The following is a 14,363-nucleotide window of genomic DNA, read 5'->3' as shown; positions in this document are numbered from 1 at the left end:
ATCCTTGCGCACCGCATACCTATGCCGCCTTCGCGTTCGCGAAATAGGCTGCTAGAGGCGCGCACGACCACGATTAAAGAGCAGGAGTTGGCATGACGAGGGACCCGGTAGCGAAGCTGCTGCTGTTCGGTGCGACGGGCGATCTGTCGCAGCGGATGCTCCTCCCCTCGCTCTACGGCCTGCATGCCGACGGCCTGCTCCCCGACGGGCTGACCATCACCGGCACTGCGCGCCACGAACATGACGATGCCGGTTTCCGCGACTTCGCGAAACACGCGCTCGACCAGTTCCTGCCCGACGACCGCAAGGACGAGACGGCGATCGAGGGCTTCCTCGCCCGCCTGCACTACCAGCCGCTCGACGCGTCGAACGTCGACGGTTTCGCGGCGCTGGCCGAGAAGCTCGGCGACATCTCCGGCGGCCTCGCCATCTTCCTGTCGACCGCGCCCTGGCTGTTCGGCCCGACCATCACCGGCCTGAAGAGCGCCGGCCTCGCCGGCCCCAAGGTCCGCATCAGCCTCGAAAAGCCGCTGGGCAAGGACCTGAAGTCCAGCCAGGAAATCAACGACCTCGTCGCCGCCGCCTTCCCGGAGGAGCGGACCTACCGGATCGATCATTATCTGGGCAAGGAAACCGTCCAGAACATTCTCGCGCTGCGTTTCGGCAATGCGATGTTCGAACCGGTGTGGAACGCCCGCGGCATCGACAATGTCCAGATCACCATTGCGGAAACCGTCGGCCTAGAAGGGCGCGCGGGCTATTATGACGAGGTCGGCGCGCTGCGCGACATGGTCCAGAACCACGTCCTGCAACTCGTCGCGCTGATCGCGATGGAGCCGCCCGCCCGCTTCGACGGCACCTCGATCCGCGACGAAAAGGTCAAGGTCCTGCGCTCGCTGCGGATGATCGGCCCCGAAGAGGTAAACACCCACACCGTCACCGGCCAGTATGACGCCGGCGCGGTAAAGGGGGAGATCGTTCGCGGCTATGACGAGGAGCTGGGTAAGGAATCCGACACCGAAACCTTCGTCGCGGTAAAGGCGCATGTCGACAACTGGCGCTGGCAGGGCGTGCCCTTTTACCTGCGCACCGGCAAGCGGATGACCGACCGCCATTCGGAAATCTCGATCCAGTTCAAGCCGGTGCCGCATTCGATCTTCGCCGATCGCGGCGGGCAGTTGCAGCCCAACACCCTCGTCATCCGCCTCCAGCCGGAGGAATATGTCCGCCTGCTGGTGATGGCCAAGGAACCCGGCCTCGACCGCGACGGCGTGCGCCTGCGCGAAGTGCCGCTCGACCTGTCGCTGACCACCGCCTTTGCCGGCACCCGCCGCCGCATCGCGTATGAACGCCTCCTGCTCGACCTGATCGAGGGCGACCCGACGCTGTTCGTCCGCCGCGACGAAGTGGAGGCGCAGTGGACCTGGGTCGACGCGATCCGCGACGGGTGGAAGGCCAACGGCACCAAGCCCAAGGGCTATGCCTCGGGCAGCTGGGGACCGAATGCCAGCGTCGCGCTGACCGAACGCGACGGGGTGACGTGGAACGAGTGAGCCGCTGACGCGCTCCCCCTTTCAGTCTCTCCGTTTACTTCGAGCAGCATCGAGCCTGTCGAGATGTGCCCGTCGAGAAGCAGTTCTCGACAAGCTCGAACTAAACGGTTTTTTGCAGGATAAGAGATACATGACCGAGATCGAATGGTGGGAATATGACGAACCCGCCGAATTTGCCGAAGCATTGGCCGGCGACATCCAGTTCATCATCGAATCGGCGATCGACGCACGCGGCGCGGCAGTGATCGCGCTGGCCGGCGGTCGCACCCCCGCCCCGATCTATGACAAGCTGGTCAAGGCCAAGCTGGACTGGAAGCGGGTGACGATCGTCCCCACCGACGACCGCATCGTGCCGATGGGCGACGCGCTGTCGAACGTTACCGGCCTCGCCAAAATCTTCCTGCCCAAGGGCGCGCGGGTCATCCCGCTGACCGCCGAAAAGGCAGCGGATTACAAGGCTGCCGGCCGCGCGGCGGATGCGCGGTTGCAGGACCTGCACTGGCCGCTCGACCTCTGCCTGCTCGGCATGGGTGCCGATGGCCATACCGCCTCGATCTTCCCCGGCCCCGACCTGACCGAGGCGCTGACCGGGCCGAAGGAACGCCGCGCGCTGGGCGTCATGCCCGACCCGCTGCCGCCCGAAGCCCCCGTCGCCCGCGTGACCCTCAGCCATGCCGCGATCGCCTCGGCGCGCGCGCTGATGATTGCCATCACCGGAGACGAAAAGAAGGGTGTGCTCGAACGCGCGATCGATCAGGGCGCGTCCTCTTCCTACCCGATCGGCCGCGTGCTGGCCGAAGTCGAACTTCCCGTCGATATCCACTGGAGCGCATGATGGCCCTCAACGCCGCAATCGCCGCCGTCACCGACCGCATCATCGAAGCGTCGCGCGAAAAGCGCGCCGCCTATCTCGCGCTGATCGATCGGGAGCGTGAGAGCGGCGTCGATCGCCCGATGCTGGGCTGCGCGAACCTCGCGCACGCCTATGCCGGCACTGACGAGGATCGCGATGCGATGCGTCCGGCCAACCGGATGAACATCGGCATCGTCACCGCCTATAACGACATGCTGTCGGCCCACGCGCCCTATTATCGCTACCCCGAACAGATGAAGGTCTGGGCGCGCGAAGCGGGCGTGACCGCCCAGGTCGCGGGCGGCGTGCCGGCGATGTGCGACGGCGTGACGCAGGGTTTTCCGGGCATGGAGCTGTCGCTGTTCAGCCGCGACACCATCGCGCTGTCGACCGCGGTGGCGCTCAGCCACGGCACGTTCGAGGGTGCCGCGCTGCTCGGCATCTGCGACAAGATCGTACCCGGCCTGCTGATGGGCGCGCTGCGCTTCGGCCATCTGCCGATGGTACTGATCCCCGGCGGTCCGATGCGCTCGGGCATCCCCAACAAGCAGAAGGCAGCGGTCCGCGAAGCCTATGCCGAAGGGAAAGTCGGCCGCGAGGAACTGCTCGACGCCGAAATCGCCGCCTATCATGGCAAGGGCACCTGCACCTTCTACGGCACCGCCAATTCGAACCAGATGATGGTCGAGGCGATGGGCCTGCATGTCCCCGACGCCGCCTTCGCCAATCCGGGTACGAAGCGTCGTCAGGAACTGACCCGCTACGCCGTGCACCGTCTGGCCGAAGTCGGCTGGGACGGCGACGATTATCGTCCGATCGGGCGGGTGGTCGATGAGAAGGCGATCGTGAACGCCGCCATCGTGCTGCTCGCGACCGGCGGCTCGACCAACCACCTGATCCACCTGCCCGCCATCGCGCGTTCGGCCGGGATCATCATCGATTGGGACGATTTCAACCGTCTGAGCGACGTCGTGCCGCTGCTCACCCGCGTCTATCCCAACGGATCGGCCGATGTGAACGGGTTCGAGGATGCCGGCGGCCCTTCCTTCGTCATCCGCGAGCTGCTGCGCGGCGGACTGCTCCATGACGACGTCCTGACCATCGCGAAGGACGGCATGGCCGCCTATGGCCGCCAGTCGACGATCGAGAACGACCAGCTCGTCTGGAAGGATCACGCCGCGACGAGCGGCGACGACACCATCGTCCGTACCATCGACGCGCCCTTCTCGCACGAAGGCGGCTTCCGCATCCTGCAGGGCAATATCGGCCGCGCCTGTATCAAGGTGTCGGCGGTCGATCCCGATCGCTGGGTCATCGAAGCGCCCTGCCGCGTGTTCAGCGATCAGGCAGCGGTGCAGGCGGCGTTCAAGGCCGGCGAACTCGACCGCGACGTCGTGGTCGTCGTCCGGCATCAGGGTCCTAAGGCCAACGGCATGCCCGAACTGCACAAGCTGACCCCGCCGCTGGGCGTGCTGCAAAATCGCGGCTTCCGCGTGGCGCTGGTCACCGATGGACGCATGTCGGGCGCGTCGGGCAAGGTGCCGGCCGCGATCCACCTGTCGCCCGAAGCGCTGGGCGGCGGTCCGATCGGCAAGCTGCGTGACGGTGACGTGATCCGTCTCGACGCCAATGCCAACACGCTGCAGGCACTGGTCCCGGCGGACGAATGGGACGCGCGTGAACACGCACCCGTCCCGCCGGCGGCGGATGGCACCGGTCGCGAAATCTTCGCAATGATGCGGCAGGGCGCGAGCGAGGCGGAAGCCGGCGGATCGGCGATGCTGGCCGCGGCGGGGCTGTAACAGCCGACCATATTATGACGTACCCCCGCGCAGGCGGGGGTCCAGAGTTACAGGCGTGAACCTGCATAACTCTGGATCCCCGCCTTCGCGGGGATACGCTTTCGGGCTATAAGGAGAGGTCATGGAAGTCGTTGCGGTAGATATCGGCGGAACGCACGCCCGCTTCGCGATCGCCGAGGTCGAGAACGGCCAGGTCGTCCATCTGGGCGAACCGATCACGCAGAAGGTTGCCGAACATGGCAGCCTCCAACTGGCATGGCGCGCCTTCGAACGCGATCTTGGCCGCCCGCTGCCCAAGGCCGCCAGCCTTGCCGTCGCCTCTCCGGTCAACGACACGCTGATCAAGTTCACCAACAACCCCTGGATCATCCGCCCGCCGCTGATGCAGGAGCGGTTGGGCGTCGAAACCTGGACGATCATAAACGACTTCGGCGCGGTCGGCCATGCCGTCGCACAGGTGGCGGACGAGGATTTCATCCATCTCTGCGGCCCCGAAGGCCCGCTGCCTGACCGGGGCGTCGTCACCATCTGCGGCCCCGGCACCGGCCTTGGCGTCGCCCAGCTGCTGCGCGCCGCCGATCGCTATCACGTCCTCGAAACCGAAGGCGGGCATCAGGACTTCGCACCGCTCGACGGGATCGAGGATGCGCTGCTCAAGCGGCTGCGCCGTGCCCATGGTCGCGGGTCGAACGAACGTGCCTGTGCCGGTCCGTCGATCGTCGCATGGTATGAAACGCTGGCGGAGATCGAAGGCGTCTCGCTGGCCCATAGCGACGACAAGACGATCTGGGCCGCCGCGCTGGAGGGCACCGACAGTATCGCCGTCGCCGCGCTCGACCGCTTCTGCCTGACGCTCGGGGCCGTTGCCGGCGACCTTGCGCTGGCGCAGGGAGCGAAGGCGGTGGTGATCGCCGGCGGCCTCGGCCTGCGGTTGAAGGACCATCTGCTCGAATCGGGTTTCGGTACGCGCTTCACGTCGAAGGGCCGGTTCCAGACGCTGATGGCCGGCATCCCCGTCAAACTCATCACCCATCCCCAGCCCGGCCTGTTCGGGGCCGCCGCCGCCTTTGCGCAGGAGCACGCACGATGACCGTCACCATTTCCGACATCATGCAGACCAGCCCGGTCATCCCGGTCCTCGTCGTCCATGACGCGGCGCAAGCCCGCCCGATGGCGGAGGCGCTGGTAAAGGGCGGCCTGCGCGTGCTGGAGGTGACGCTACGCACCCCCGCCGCACTCGAAGCCATTGCCGAAATGAAGAACGTCGAGGGCGCGATCGTCGGTGCCGGCACCGTCGTCAGCGCCGAACAGTTCAAGCAGGCGATGGACGCGGGGTCGGAATTCATCGTCTCGCCCGGCCTCACCGAAACGATTGCGCGCCCGATCATCGACAGCCGCGTGCCGTTCCTGCCGGGCATCGCCAATGCCGGCGACATCATGCGCGGCCTCGACCTGGGCCTCACCCATTTCAAGTTCTTCCCGGCCGAAGCATCGGGCGGCCTGAAGGCGCTGAAGGCGCTCGCCGCGCCCTTCTACCAGGCGAAGTTCTGCCCGACCGGCGGCATCACCGAAGCCAGCGCGCCCGAATGGCTGGCGTTCGATCCGGTGCTCTGCGTCGGCGGCAGCTGGATCGTCGGCGCAACCCACGCCGAAACCGAAACGCGGGCGCATGCCGCAGCGGGTCTAAAGGCATAAGATCCTCCCCGCTCCGCGGGGAGGGGGACCAGCGAAGCTGGTGGAGGGGCGTTGCCGCGAGCGGTCGTTGCGTGTGCGGCACTCCCCTTCGACCATGCTGCGCATGGTCCCCCTCCCCATGAATGGGGAGGACATACAAGGTTACATCTCGCCCCGCGCCCGGCGGATGTCGTACCACTTCTTCACGTTCGCGTTATGCTCGGCCAGCGTCTCGGCAAACACATGCCCACCGGTGCCGTCGGCGACGAAATACAGCGCCTTGGTCTCCGCCGGATCGAGCACCGCATCGATCGACGCCTTGCCCGGATTGGCGATCGGCCCGACCGGTAACCCCGCCGACGCATAGGTGTTGTACCCGTTCTTCGCCTGCAACTCCGACTTGCGGATGCGCCGGCCAAGCGGTTTTCCCTTGGTAATCGGGTAGATAACGGTCGGATCGGCCTGCAACCGCATACCGTTGCGAAGACGGTTCGAGTAAACCGCCGCGACCATGCGGCGCTCCGAAGCCTTGCCGGTTTCCTTCTCGACGATCGAGGCGAGGATGAGCGCCTCGCGCGGCGACTTCACGACGGTCGTGGGTTTGCGCTTCTTCCATGCCGCGGCGAGGTAGCGGTCCATCGCCATCTGCATCCGCTTGACCAGCGCCGCGCGGTCGCCGTCGCGTTCATAGCTGTAGCTGTCGGGAAGGATGCTGCCCTCGGCCGGCAGCGGCGCGGTGCCCTCCATCTGCGGCGCCTTCGCCACCGCTTCCTGCACCAGGATCGAGGGCCAGCCCTCTGGCACCATCACGAAGCGCTGCAGCGTGCGACCGCCCTGCAGCAGCTTCAGCACATCCGCCTGGCTCAGCCCCTTGGGGATACGATACTCCCCGGCGCGGATCGGATCGTCGCTGCCAAGGAACCGCGCGAGCAGGCGGAAGCGGCTGGCCGAGCTGATAGCGCCAGCCTCTTCCAGCTGCTCGGCGGCGGAGGCGAGGCTCGCCCCCTGCGGCACCGTCACCGTCAGCGTGCGCTCCGCCGGACCGGCCCCGCCCCAGCTCTGCATCACCAGGAACAGCCCGCCAATGGCAAGCAGTCCGAGGATCAGGCCAAGGCATCCGATCCGGCGCATCGCGTCAGATCGCCTTCATCACCAGCGACGCATTGGTGCCGCCGAAACCGAACGAGTTGTTCAGCACCGCGCGCACCTGCCGCTTCTTCGCGACCAGCGGCACCAGATCGACACCCTCGGTCCCCTCGTCGGGATTGTGGAGGTTCAGCGTCGGCGGCACGATCTGGTCGCGCAGCGCGAGAATGCAGAAGATGCTCTCGACCGCACCGGCACCGCCCAGCAGATGGCCGATCGCCGACTTGGTGCTCGACATCGACGCACCCGACAGATCGTTGCCGAACACGCGCTTGGCGGCGGCGAGTTCGATTGTGTCCGCCATGGTCGAGGTGCCGTGCGCGTTGATGTAATCGATGTCGCTCGGTTCCATGCCCGCCTTGCGCAGCGCCATGCGCATCGCATTCTCGGCACCCTTGCCCTCGGGATGCGGCGCGGTGACGTGATAGGCATCGCCCGACAGGCCGTAGCCGACGACCTCGGCATAAATTTTCGCGCCGCGCGCCTTGGCGTGCTCATATTCCTCGAGCACGATGACGCCGGCGCCCTCGCCCATCACAAAGCCGTCGCGATCCTTGTCATAGGGGCGGCTGGCTTCGGTCGGACGGTCGTTCATGCTCATGTTGAGCGCCCGCGCCTGCGCAAAGCCGGCGACGCCCAGCGGGTTGACGGTGCTTTCCGCGCCGCCCGCCAGCATGATGTCGGCATCGTCGTCGCGGATCATCCGCGCGGCATCGCCGATCGAATGCGCGCCGGTCGAGCACGCCGTCACGACCGCATGGTTCGGACCCATCAGCCCGTACTTGATCGACACCTGCCCGCTGATCAGGTTGATGAGCCGGCCATGCACGAAATGCGGGCTGACCCGACCCGGACCACGTTCGTGCAGGTTGACCGACTCGATCTCGATCCCCGGCAGGCCGCCGATACCCGAACCGATCGACACGCCGGCGCGCAGCTTCGTCGCCTCGTCCATCTCGGTCAGGCCGGCATCTTCCAGCGCCTGCCCGGCGGCATCGATGCCATAGATGATGAACGGATCGACCTGCCGCTGGATCTTGTGATCGACCCGCTTGTTCGGATCGAAGCCATATTCATGGTCCGCCGGCTTCACCTCGCACGCGATCTGGCACTTCTGGTTCGACGCATCGAAATGCGTGATCGGACCCGCGCCCGACTTGCCGGCGATCAGGTTCTTCCAGGCGGTTTCCACCTCGGCACCCAGCGGGGTCACGAGGCCGAGGCCGGTCACGACTACGCGGCGCATGGCATTCTCTCCGTTCAGATACGTAACGAACGACCCCCCGCCCATGGCTTTTCGCCGGGACGGGGGGCCGTGAAATCATGGCAATCGGCAGGGCGGCGGGGCCGCCCCGGCCGGATCAGCCCTTGTGCTCGTCGATATAGGTGATCGCGTCCTTGACGGTCGTGATCTTCTCGGCGGCATCGTCGGGGATCTCGACGCCGAATTCTTCCTCGAACGCCATTACCAGCTCGACGATGTCGAGGCTGTCCGCGCCCAGATCGTCGATGAAGCTCGCGTCTTCGGTAACCTTTTCCGCTTCGACGCCGAGATGCTCGACGACGATCTTCTTAACGCGTTCGGCGGTCTCGCTCATATTCATTCCCTCTTCACATTCGGGGTGTTTCTTACCTGAACGCCCCTAAAGCGCGTCCGGCCCGCGCGCAAGAGCGCCGGTGCGGACGCATTACCCCTTGGCAGCGAACAACCGGGCCAGCGTCGCGGCGTTGAAGGCGTACCCGCCCATCAGCCGCTGGACACGCGTATCCGCCTTTTTCGCCCCGGCAAGGTTCATCATGCCTTCCATGAAGGCGTCGACCTCGGCCGTCTGCTTGCGCGCCAGAAAGGCGTTCAGGACGGCAGGCGGCGTCTGGCTCAGGCGGCGGTTGACCGCCACCGGATCGACGCCCTTGGCCGAAAGCCCGGACGCCAGCGCCTCGACGGCGATGCTGGTGACGACGATATCACCCGCGCGCGCGTCCGCCTTGCCGGTGCCGGGCTGGCAGGTCGCGGCATGGCGACGGGTCGCCTTCACCAGCGCGTCCGTTGCCGGCGTCGGCTTCTTGCCTTCCAGCACGCCGACGATCATGCCCTGCTGCATCTTCGCCAGGTCGCCCTTGGGCAGCTTGGCGACCGCGCATTTGACGACATTGGCATCGCCCGCGGCCAGCATCGCCGCCATCAGCATCACGCTCATACCATCGCCATCCCGCCGTTCACATGGATCGTCTGGCCGGTCACGTAACCGGCGTCGCGGCTGACCAGATAGGCGACCGCAGCGGCGACGTCATCGCCCGTGCCCAACGCCCCGGCCGGAATCTTGCCCAGCAGGGCGGTTTTCTGCGCTTCGGGCAGCACGTCGGTCATCGCCGAAGACATGAAACCGGGCGCGACGCAGTTGACGGTGATGCCGCGGCTGGCGAGTTCTGCGGCCACCGCCTTCGACATGCCGACCAGTCCCGCCTTCGACGCAGCATAATTGGCCTGCCCCGGATTGCCGGTCTGCCCGACGACCGAGGTGATCGAGACGATCCGGCCGAAACGGGCCTTCATCATCGGCTTGGCGGCGGCACGGCACAGCCGGAACGCGGCTTCGAGGTTGACGCGGATCACCTGGTCCCATTCGTCATCCTTCATGCGCATGGCGAGGTTGTCGCGCGTGACCCCGGCATTGTTGACGAGGATATCGAGCTTCCCGAGCGCCGCCACCGCCTGCGGCACCAGCCCATCGACCGCCGCGCCATCGGACAGGTCGCACACCAGCGGCACATGATCCCCGCCCAGTTCGGCGGCGAACGCCTCCAGCTTGGCAGCATTGGAGCCGGACAAGGCAAGGCGCGCACCCTGCGCGGCAAGGCCCTTGGCAATCGCCGAGCCGAGGCCACCGCTGGCACCGGTCACAAGGGCGGTCATTCCCGTTAGGTCGAACATTTCATTCTCCGGAAGATTGGTTCACGCGGAGGCGCGGAGACGCGGAGGGGCGGTAGTCGTTGACGATCCGGCGTAGCCCCTCCTTGAGCGTTTCGCCGCCAAAATTGATGAGCAGCCCTACGGGCTGTTTCGTCAGTCGCAAATAGGTCAGAAGCTGTTTGCCATGAACCGGTGCCAGCCGGTCCACCGATTTGACCTCCACTAACAAGCGCCCGGCGACGAGCAAATCGATCTTGAAAGCCGCGCGGAAGCATTGTCCGTCAAACACGACGTCGATCGGCTGCTGACGCACAACGGAATGCCCCATTTGTTCAAGCCGCCCGGCCAACAGCATCTCGTAAACGCTTTCCAGAAGGCCCGGACCCAATTCCCGGTGCAGTCGCAGCGCAACGTCGACAACATCACCGGAGATTGCTTCCAGGTCCATACTTCCTCCGCGTCTCCGCGCCTCCGCGTGAACCGATTTACAACCGCCCCACCAGCGCTTCGATATCGGCCATCGTCACCACGCTGGTCGCCGTCGCATCCGGCGCGATGCGCTTGACCATCGCGCCGAGCACCTTGCCGCCCAGTTCGACGAAGTCGCCGACCCCAGCATCCTGCATCGCCAGCACCGATTCCCGCCAGCGAACCATGCCGGTCACCTGCTCGACCAGCAGCGTGCGGATCGTCTCCGGATCGGCGACCGGAGCGGCGGTGACGTTGGCATAGACCGGCACGACCGGCGCCGACAGCGCGACATCGGCCAGCGCCGCCGCCATCGCATCGGCAGCGGGCTGCATCATCGGGCAATGGAACGGCGCCGACACGGGCAGCACCACCGCCCGCTTGATCCCCATGTCCTTGGCGAGCGGCACGGCGCGTTCGATCGCCGCCTTCGCGCCCGAGATCACGACCTGCGACGGATCGTTGTCGTTGGCCACGGTGCAGACTTCACCCTCGGCCGCCGCCTCTGCCAACGCCTGCGCCTTGGCCAGATCGGCGCCGAGAAGCGCGGCCATCGCCCCCTCGCCCACCGGCACCGCCGCCTGCATCGCCTGCCCGCGCAGCTTCAGCAGCCGCGCGGTGGTCGACAGGTTCAGCGCACCGGCGGCACATAGCGCGGTATATTCGCCCAGCGAATGCCCCGCCACGAAATCGGCCTTGTCGGCCAGGCGGATGCCGCCCTCCCGCTCCAGCACGCGCAACGTCGCGATGGCGTTCGCCATGATCGCCGGCTGGGCATTTTCGGTCAGCAGCAGGTCGGCATCGGGACCCTCGGTCATCAGGCGAAAGAGATGCTGCCCCAGCGCCTCGTCGACTTCCTGGAACACTTCGCGGGCGTGGGGGCTGGCCGCGGCAAGCGCGGCACCCATGCCGACCGACTGGCTCCCCTGCCCCGGAAAGATGAATGCGCGCATCGCCGACGTCTCCTGCAAATCCAAGCCGCGCGGCCTAGTCCTTCGGCCAAGCTGAACGCAAGGGGGCGTGTTGCGACGGACTGCGACCATTTCGCGGCTTTGCTGACAAACGCCGGTTACAGGGCATCGCCATCTTGGCTCCAACAGCAAATCCAATGGAGACGTGAGATGAAGAAGCTGATCCTCGCCGCGATGACCGCATCGTTGCTCGCCACCCCGATGGCCGCATCGGCGCAGAGCCGCACCGTCATCAAGGAACGCCCCGGCCGGACCGTGGTCGTCGAAAAGAACCGCCATGGCCAGAATGTCCGCCGGACCGTCGTTCGCCAGCAGCCGGCCCGCTATACGAACTGGCAGCGCGGCCAGCGGTTCGACCGCAACCGGGCGCCCAACTATCGCCAGATCGACTATCGCGCCTATCGGCAGCGCGGCGTCTATGCGCCGCCCCGCGGTTATCAGTGGGTGCAGTCGGGCAACGACGCAGTTCTGATCGCGATCGCCAGCGGGCTGATCGGCGCGGTGGTCGGCGGCGCGCTCCTCAACTGACCTTGCCTTTCCGCCCGATTCGGGTAAGGGGATGCGCATCCGGGGTGACGGGACCAGTGCCTGTCGCCCCGGACTGCATTTGAAGACGACAGCCGGAGGGGCGTTCGCGATGGTCGCGGCGTCAGCGATCGGCCAACAGACGAGAAAGACACATGGCTCTCTACGAGCACGTGTTCCTTGCGCGCCAGGATCTGGCACAGGCGCAGGTGGACGCGCTGGCGGAAACCGCCACGAAGATCGTTCAGGACATGAACGGCAAGGTCGTGAAGACCGAGACCTGGGGCCTGCGCAGCCTCGCCTATCGCATCGCGAAGAACCGCAAGGCGCATTACGTCATGCTCGAAATCGACGCGCCGGGCGACGTCGTGGCCGAGCTGGAGCGCCAGACGCAGATCAACGAAGACGTGATCCGCTTCATGACCGTCAAGGTTGACGCCCATGAAGAAGGTCCGACCGTGATGATGCGCAAGAGCGAGCGTTCGGAGCGTGGCGACCGTCGTGGCGGCCGTGATCGTGACGACCGTGGTCCGCGCCGTGAGCGCGAGCCGTCGGCCGAAGTCGAAGCGTAAGGAGCAGCACCCATGGCACGTCCGTTTTTCCGCCGCCGCAAGAGCTGCCCCTTCTCCGCGAAGGACGCTCCCCGGATCGACTACAAGGATGTTCGTCTGCTGCAGGGCTTCGTGTCCGAACGCGGCAAGATCGTCCCGTCGCGCATCACCTCGGTGAGCGCCAAGAAGCAGCGCGAACTGGCCCAGGCCATCAAGCGCGCCCGCCATCTGGGCCTGCTGCCCTACATCGTTAAGTAAGGAGCGCCCAACATGGACGTCATTCTGCTGGAACGCGTCGAGAAGCTCGGCGCCATCGGCGACGTGGTGAAGGTAAAGGACGGCTTCGCCCGTAACTTCCTCCTGCCGCGCAAGAAGGCGCTGCGCGCCAACGAAGCCAACAAGAAGGTGTTCGAGGCGAACCGCGAGCGGATCGTCGCAGAGAACGCCGCCCGTCGCACCGACGCCGAAGCCGAAGCCAAGACGCTGGAAGGCGTTTCGGTCACGCTGATCCGTCAGTCGTCGAACACCGGTCAGCTCTACGGTTCGGTCGCGGTTCGCGATCTGGTCGACGCGCTGGTCGCCGACGGCCATAAGGTCGACAAGTCGCAGGTCGCCCTCGACCGTCCGATCAAGGCGATCGGCCTGCACGACGTGAAGATCGCGCTCCACCCGGAAGTGTCGGTCACCGTCAAGGTGAACGTCGCCCGCTCGCCGGAAGAAGCCGAGATGCAGGCGCAGGGCGTCGACGTCATGGCCTCGATGTTCGAGCGTGACGATGCCGGCTTCACCGAGGATTACGATCCCAACGCCGAGCCGGGCGAAATCGCCCGCGACGACGCGAACACGGAAGAAGCGCAGGGCTGATCCCCGCCGCTACGACCAACAGGAAAGGCCGCCGGAGCGATCCGGCGGCCTTTTTTGGTTGGCGATGTGGCAACATGTGTGTGGGTCAGGGGCACGCCACGCAAGCACCGATCACGGCAGCGAGGGGGATCAACGAGAGGATGACGGGAACGGCCTTGGCCATGATGCTTGCCCTGCGATGAATGGTTCACCGGGTTCAAAGCATGGGAAATCAAAAGGTTTCGCTTTCCTGAACGGTATACGTATCGAATCGAAACTTTCCTGACCGTCGATTACGCATTTCGCGACACCTTTGGCAACTTGACGCCATGTCGAAGGGAGCGTAGGAGCGCCCCTCCCGCAAACGGCCCCTTCGTCTAGCGGTTAGGACGTCGCCCTCTCACGGCGAAAACACGAGTTCGATTCTCGTAGGGGTCACCAGCGACAGCGCGATTGAAGCGCACGCTGCAGGGATCATGGCGGGCTTTCCAACAGTAACGGGCCGGCTCTTCTGCAGAGCATGTGCCGAAGTGATATTTTCGCGGCACCCTTGCGATCCGTCAGGACGGGAATGATATGTTGTATCATTCTCATTAGGTTGATCCGATCCATGCCCGGCCATTCCCCTACCCTCCCCCGCTCCGCCCCGCACAGACAGAAGCTGCTCGACGGGTTCGCCGTCACAGCCTCGCTGCTCTGCCTGATCCACTGCCTCTTGCTGCCGACCCTGTTGATCGCCTTGCCCGTGCTGGCCACGATGCTAGCTGTTCCGGAATCCTTCCACGCCGCAGCCTTCGCCATCGCCGTGCCGACCAGCATCCTCGCCATGTGGTCCGGCGTCGTTCGCCACGGCCGCCGAGCGCCGGTTCTTGTGGCCGCACTCGGCCTGACGTTGCTGGGGATCGGGGCGTTTGCGATCGATAGCGAACTGGCGGAGAGGGCGGTGACGTCGATCGGTGCGGTCACTCTGGCCATCGCCCACGTCGCCAACTGGCGAACGCGCCCCCGCTGTTCGGAGGTGACACGATAATCGAACACCTGGTTTTCGCCCTTTCGACGACGGCCG

General features: G+C 65.8%; 17 protein-coding genes and 1 tRNA gene. 11 read left to right on the top strand and 7 right to left on the bottom strand.

Features of this window, described 5'->3' with window-relative positions:
* Positions 1–92 precede the first annotated feature (92 nt).
* The 5 genes from zwf (at position 93) to eda (ending at position 5,903) form a co-directional block, all read left to right on the top strand.
* Positions 93–1,553 (top strand): glucose-6-phosphate dehydrogenase, encoded by a 1,461-nt coding sequence (gene zwf / locus CA237_RS05735; RefSeq protein WP_066689135.1) that lies wholly within the window; start codon positions 93–95, stop codon positions 1,551–1,553.
* Positions 1,554–1,683: 130 nt separating this feature from the next.
* Complete coding sequence (gene pgl / locus CA237_RS05730; RefSeq protein ID WP_066689136.1) at positions 1,684–2,388, top strand: 6-phosphogluconolactonase; 705 nt, start codon at positions 1,684–1,686, stop codon at positions 2,386–2,388.
* A complete protein-coding gene (gene edd, locus CA237_RS05725; RefSeq protein WP_198158503.1) occupies positions 2,388–4,208 on the top strand; it encodes a phosphogluconate dehydratase in 1,821 nt (606 codons plus the stop codon). Before pgl ends, edd begins: the two co-directional genes overlap by 1 nt.
* A gap of 121 nt (positions 4,209–4,329) precedes the next feature.
* The gene (locus CA237_RS05720; protein ID WP_066689138.1) at positions 4,330–5,298 is read left to right on the top strand and encodes a glucokinase; all 969 of its coding nucleotides are present in this window, start codon (positions 4,330–4,332) and stop codon (positions 5,296–5,298) included.
* Positions 5,295–5,903: a bifunctional 4-hydroxy-2-oxoglutarate aldolase/2-dehydro-3-deoxy-phosphogluconate aldolase gene (gene eda / locus CA237_RS05715; RefSeq protein WP_066689139.1), complete on the top strand. Its 609-nt coding sequence runs from the start codon at positions 5,295–5,297 to the stop codon at positions 5,901–5,903. Before CA237_RS05720 ends, eda begins: the two co-directional genes overlap by 4 nt.
* 141 nt (positions 5,904–6,044) lie before the next feature.
* On the opposite strand, the gene mltG is transcribed toward eda, so the two are convergent.
* The 7 genes from mltG to fabD form a co-directional block, all read right to left on the bottom strand.
* The gene (gene mltG / locus CA237_RS05710; protein WP_066689141.1) at positions 6,045–7,013 is read right to left on the bottom strand and encodes an endolytic transglycosylase MltG; all 969 of its coding nucleotides are present in this window, start codon (positions 7,011–7,013) and stop codon (positions 6,045–6,047) included.
* Between the two features lie 4 nt (positions 7,014–7,017).
* Positions 7,018–8,274, bottom strand: a complete 1,257-nt coding sequence (fabF, locus tag CA237_RS05705; protein WP_066689178.1) for a beta-ketoacyl-ACP synthase II — start codon at positions 8,272–8,274, stop codon at positions 7,018–7,020.
* Between the two features lie 115 nt (positions 8,275–8,389).
* A complete protein-coding gene (locus tag CA237_RS05700; protein WP_055760552.1) occupies positions 8,390–8,626 on the bottom strand; it encodes an acyl carrier protein in 237 nt (78 codons plus the stop codon).
* Between the two features lie 90 nt (positions 8,627–8,716).
* A complete protein-coding gene (locus tag CA237_RS05695; protein ID WP_066689143.1) occupies positions 8,717–9,226 on the bottom strand; it encodes a hypothetical protein in 510 nt (169 codons plus the stop codon).
* Positions 9,223–9,960: a 3-oxoacyl-[acyl-carrier-protein] reductase gene (gene fabG, locus CA237_RS05690; RefSeq protein ID WP_126013308.1), complete on the bottom strand. Its 738-nt coding sequence runs from the start codon at positions 9,958–9,960 to the stop codon at positions 9,223–9,225. The genes CA237_RS05695 and fabG overlap by 4 nt, the downstream gene beginning before the upstream one ends.
* Position 9,961: 1 nt before the next feature.
* A complete protein-coding gene (locus CA237_RS05685) occupies positions 9,962–10,387 on the bottom strand; it encodes a GxxExxY protein (RefSeq protein ID WP_066689147.1) in 426 nt (141 codons plus the stop codon).
* A 37-nt stretch (positions 10,388–10,424) separates the two neighbouring features.
* A complete protein-coding gene (fabD, locus tag CA237_RS05680; protein WP_066689180.1) occupies positions 10,425–11,360 on the bottom strand; it encodes an ACP S-malonyltransferase in 936 nt (311 codons plus the stop codon).
* A gap of 168 nt (positions 11,361–11,528) precedes the next feature.
* Between fabD and CA237_RS05675 the strand changes: the two genes are divergently transcribed.
* The 6 genes from CA237_RS05675 (at position 11,529) to CA237_RS05650 (ending at position 14,327) form a co-directional block, all read left to right on the top strand.
* Positions 11,529–11,906 (top strand): RcnB family protein, encoded by a 378-nt coding sequence (locus tag CA237_RS05675; protein WP_066689149.1) that lies wholly within the window; start codon positions 11,529–11,531, stop codon positions 11,904–11,906.
* Between the two features lie 152 nt (positions 11,907–12,058).
* Positions 12,059–12,475, top strand: a complete 417-nt coding sequence (rpsF, locus tag CA237_RS05670; RefSeq protein WP_066689152.1) for a 30S ribosomal protein S6 — start codon at positions 12,059–12,061, stop codon at positions 12,473–12,475.
* Positions 12,476–12,487: 12 nt separating this feature from the next.
* Positions 12,488–12,712 (top strand): 30S ribosomal protein S18, encoded by a 225-nt coding sequence (rpsR, locus tag CA237_RS05665; protein ID WP_010543816.1) that lies wholly within the window; start codon positions 12,488–12,490, stop codon positions 12,710–12,712.
* Positions 12,713–12,724: 12 nt separating this feature from the next.
* Positions 12,725–13,318, top strand: coding sequence for a 50S ribosomal protein L9 (gene rplI, locus CA237_RS05660; RefSeq protein WP_066689154.1), 594 nt, complete (start codon positions 12,725–12,727; stop codon positions 13,316–13,318).
* 345 nt (positions 13,319–13,663) lie between these two features.
* Positions 13,664–13,738 (top strand) — tRNA-Glu (locus CA237_RS05655).
* Positions 13,739–13,907: 169 nt separating this feature from the next.
* A complete protein-coding gene (locus tag CA237_RS05650) occupies positions 13,908–14,327 on the top strand; it encodes a MerC domain-containing protein (RefSeq protein ID WP_066689182.1) in 420 nt (139 codons plus the stop codon).
* The last annotated feature ends 36 nt before the right edge of the window (positions 14,328–14,363 follow it).

Source organism: Sphingomonas sp. ABOLH (assembly GCF_003951715.1).
Lineage (GTDB): Bacteria > Pseudomonadota > Alphaproteobacteria > Sphingomonadales > Sphingomonadaceae > Sphingomonas > Sphingomonas hankookensis_A.
The sequence above is the reverse complement of the archived record's forward strand: the minus strand, read 5'-3'. Positions and strand labels throughout refer to the sequence as shown.

Coding starts and splice junctions, on each gene's coding strand:
- CA237_RS05650 (WP_066689182.1), top strand. CDS start 13,908: ATGCCCGGCCATTCCCCTACCCTCCCCCGCTCCGCCCCGCACAGACAG.
- CA237_RS05695 (WP_066689143.1), bottom strand. CDS start 9,226: ATGAGCGTGATGCTGATGGCGGCGATGCTGGCCGCGGGCGATGCCAAT.
- CA237_RS05700 (WP_055760552.1), bottom strand. CDS start 8,626: ATGAGCGAGACCGCCGAACGCGTTAAGAAGATCGTCGTCGAGCATCTC.
- edd (WP_198158503.1), top strand. CDS start 2,388: ATGGCCCTCAACGCCGCAATCGCCGCCGTCACCGACCGCATCATCGAA.
- pgl (WP_066689136.1), top strand. CDS start 1,684: ATGACCGAGATCGAATGGTGGGAATATGACGAACCCGCCGAATTTGCC.
- fabF (WP_066689178.1), bottom strand. CDS start 8,274: ATGCGCCGCGTAGTCGTGACCGGCCTCGGCCTCGTGACCCCGCTGGGT.
- CA237_RS05720 (WP_066689138.1), top strand. CDS start 4,330: ATGGAAGTCGTTGCGGTAGATATCGGCGGAACGCACGCCCGCTTCGCG.
- CA237_RS05675 (WP_066689149.1), top strand. CDS start 11,529: ATGAAGAAGCTGATCCTCGCCGCGATGACCGCATCGTTGCTCGCCACC.
- fabG (WP_126013308.1), bottom strand. CDS start 9,960: ATGTTCGACCTAACGGGAATGACCGCCCTTGTGACCGGTGCCAGCGGT.
- CA237_RS05685 (WP_066689147.1), bottom strand. CDS start 10,387: ATGGACCTGGAAGCAATCTCCGGTGATGTTGTCGACGTTGCGCTGCGA.
- rpsF (WP_066689152.1), top strand. CDS start 12,059: ATGGCTCTCTACGAGCACGTGTTCCTTGCGCGCCAGGATCTGGCACAG.
- fabD (WP_066689180.1), bottom strand. CDS start 11,360: ATGCGCGCATTCATCTTTCCGGGGCAGGGGAGCCAGTCGGTCGGCATG.
- zwf (WP_066689135.1), top strand. CDS start 93: ATGACGAGGGACCCGGTAGCGAAGCTGCTGCTGTTCGGTGCGACGGGC.
- rplI (WP_066689154.1), top strand. CDS start 12,725: ATGGACGTCATTCTGCTGGAACGCGTCGAGAAGCTCGGCGCCATCGGC.
- mltG (WP_066689141.1), bottom strand. CDS start 7,013: ATGCGCCGGATCGGATGCCTTGGCCTGATCCTCGGACTGCTTGCCATT.
- rpsR (WP_010543816.1), top strand. CDS start 12,488: ATGGCACGTCCGTTTTTCCGCCGCCGCAAGAGCTGCCCCTTCTCCGCG.
- eda (WP_066689139.1), top strand. CDS start 5,295: ATGACCGTCACCATTTCCGACATCATGCAGACCAGCCCGGTCATCCCG.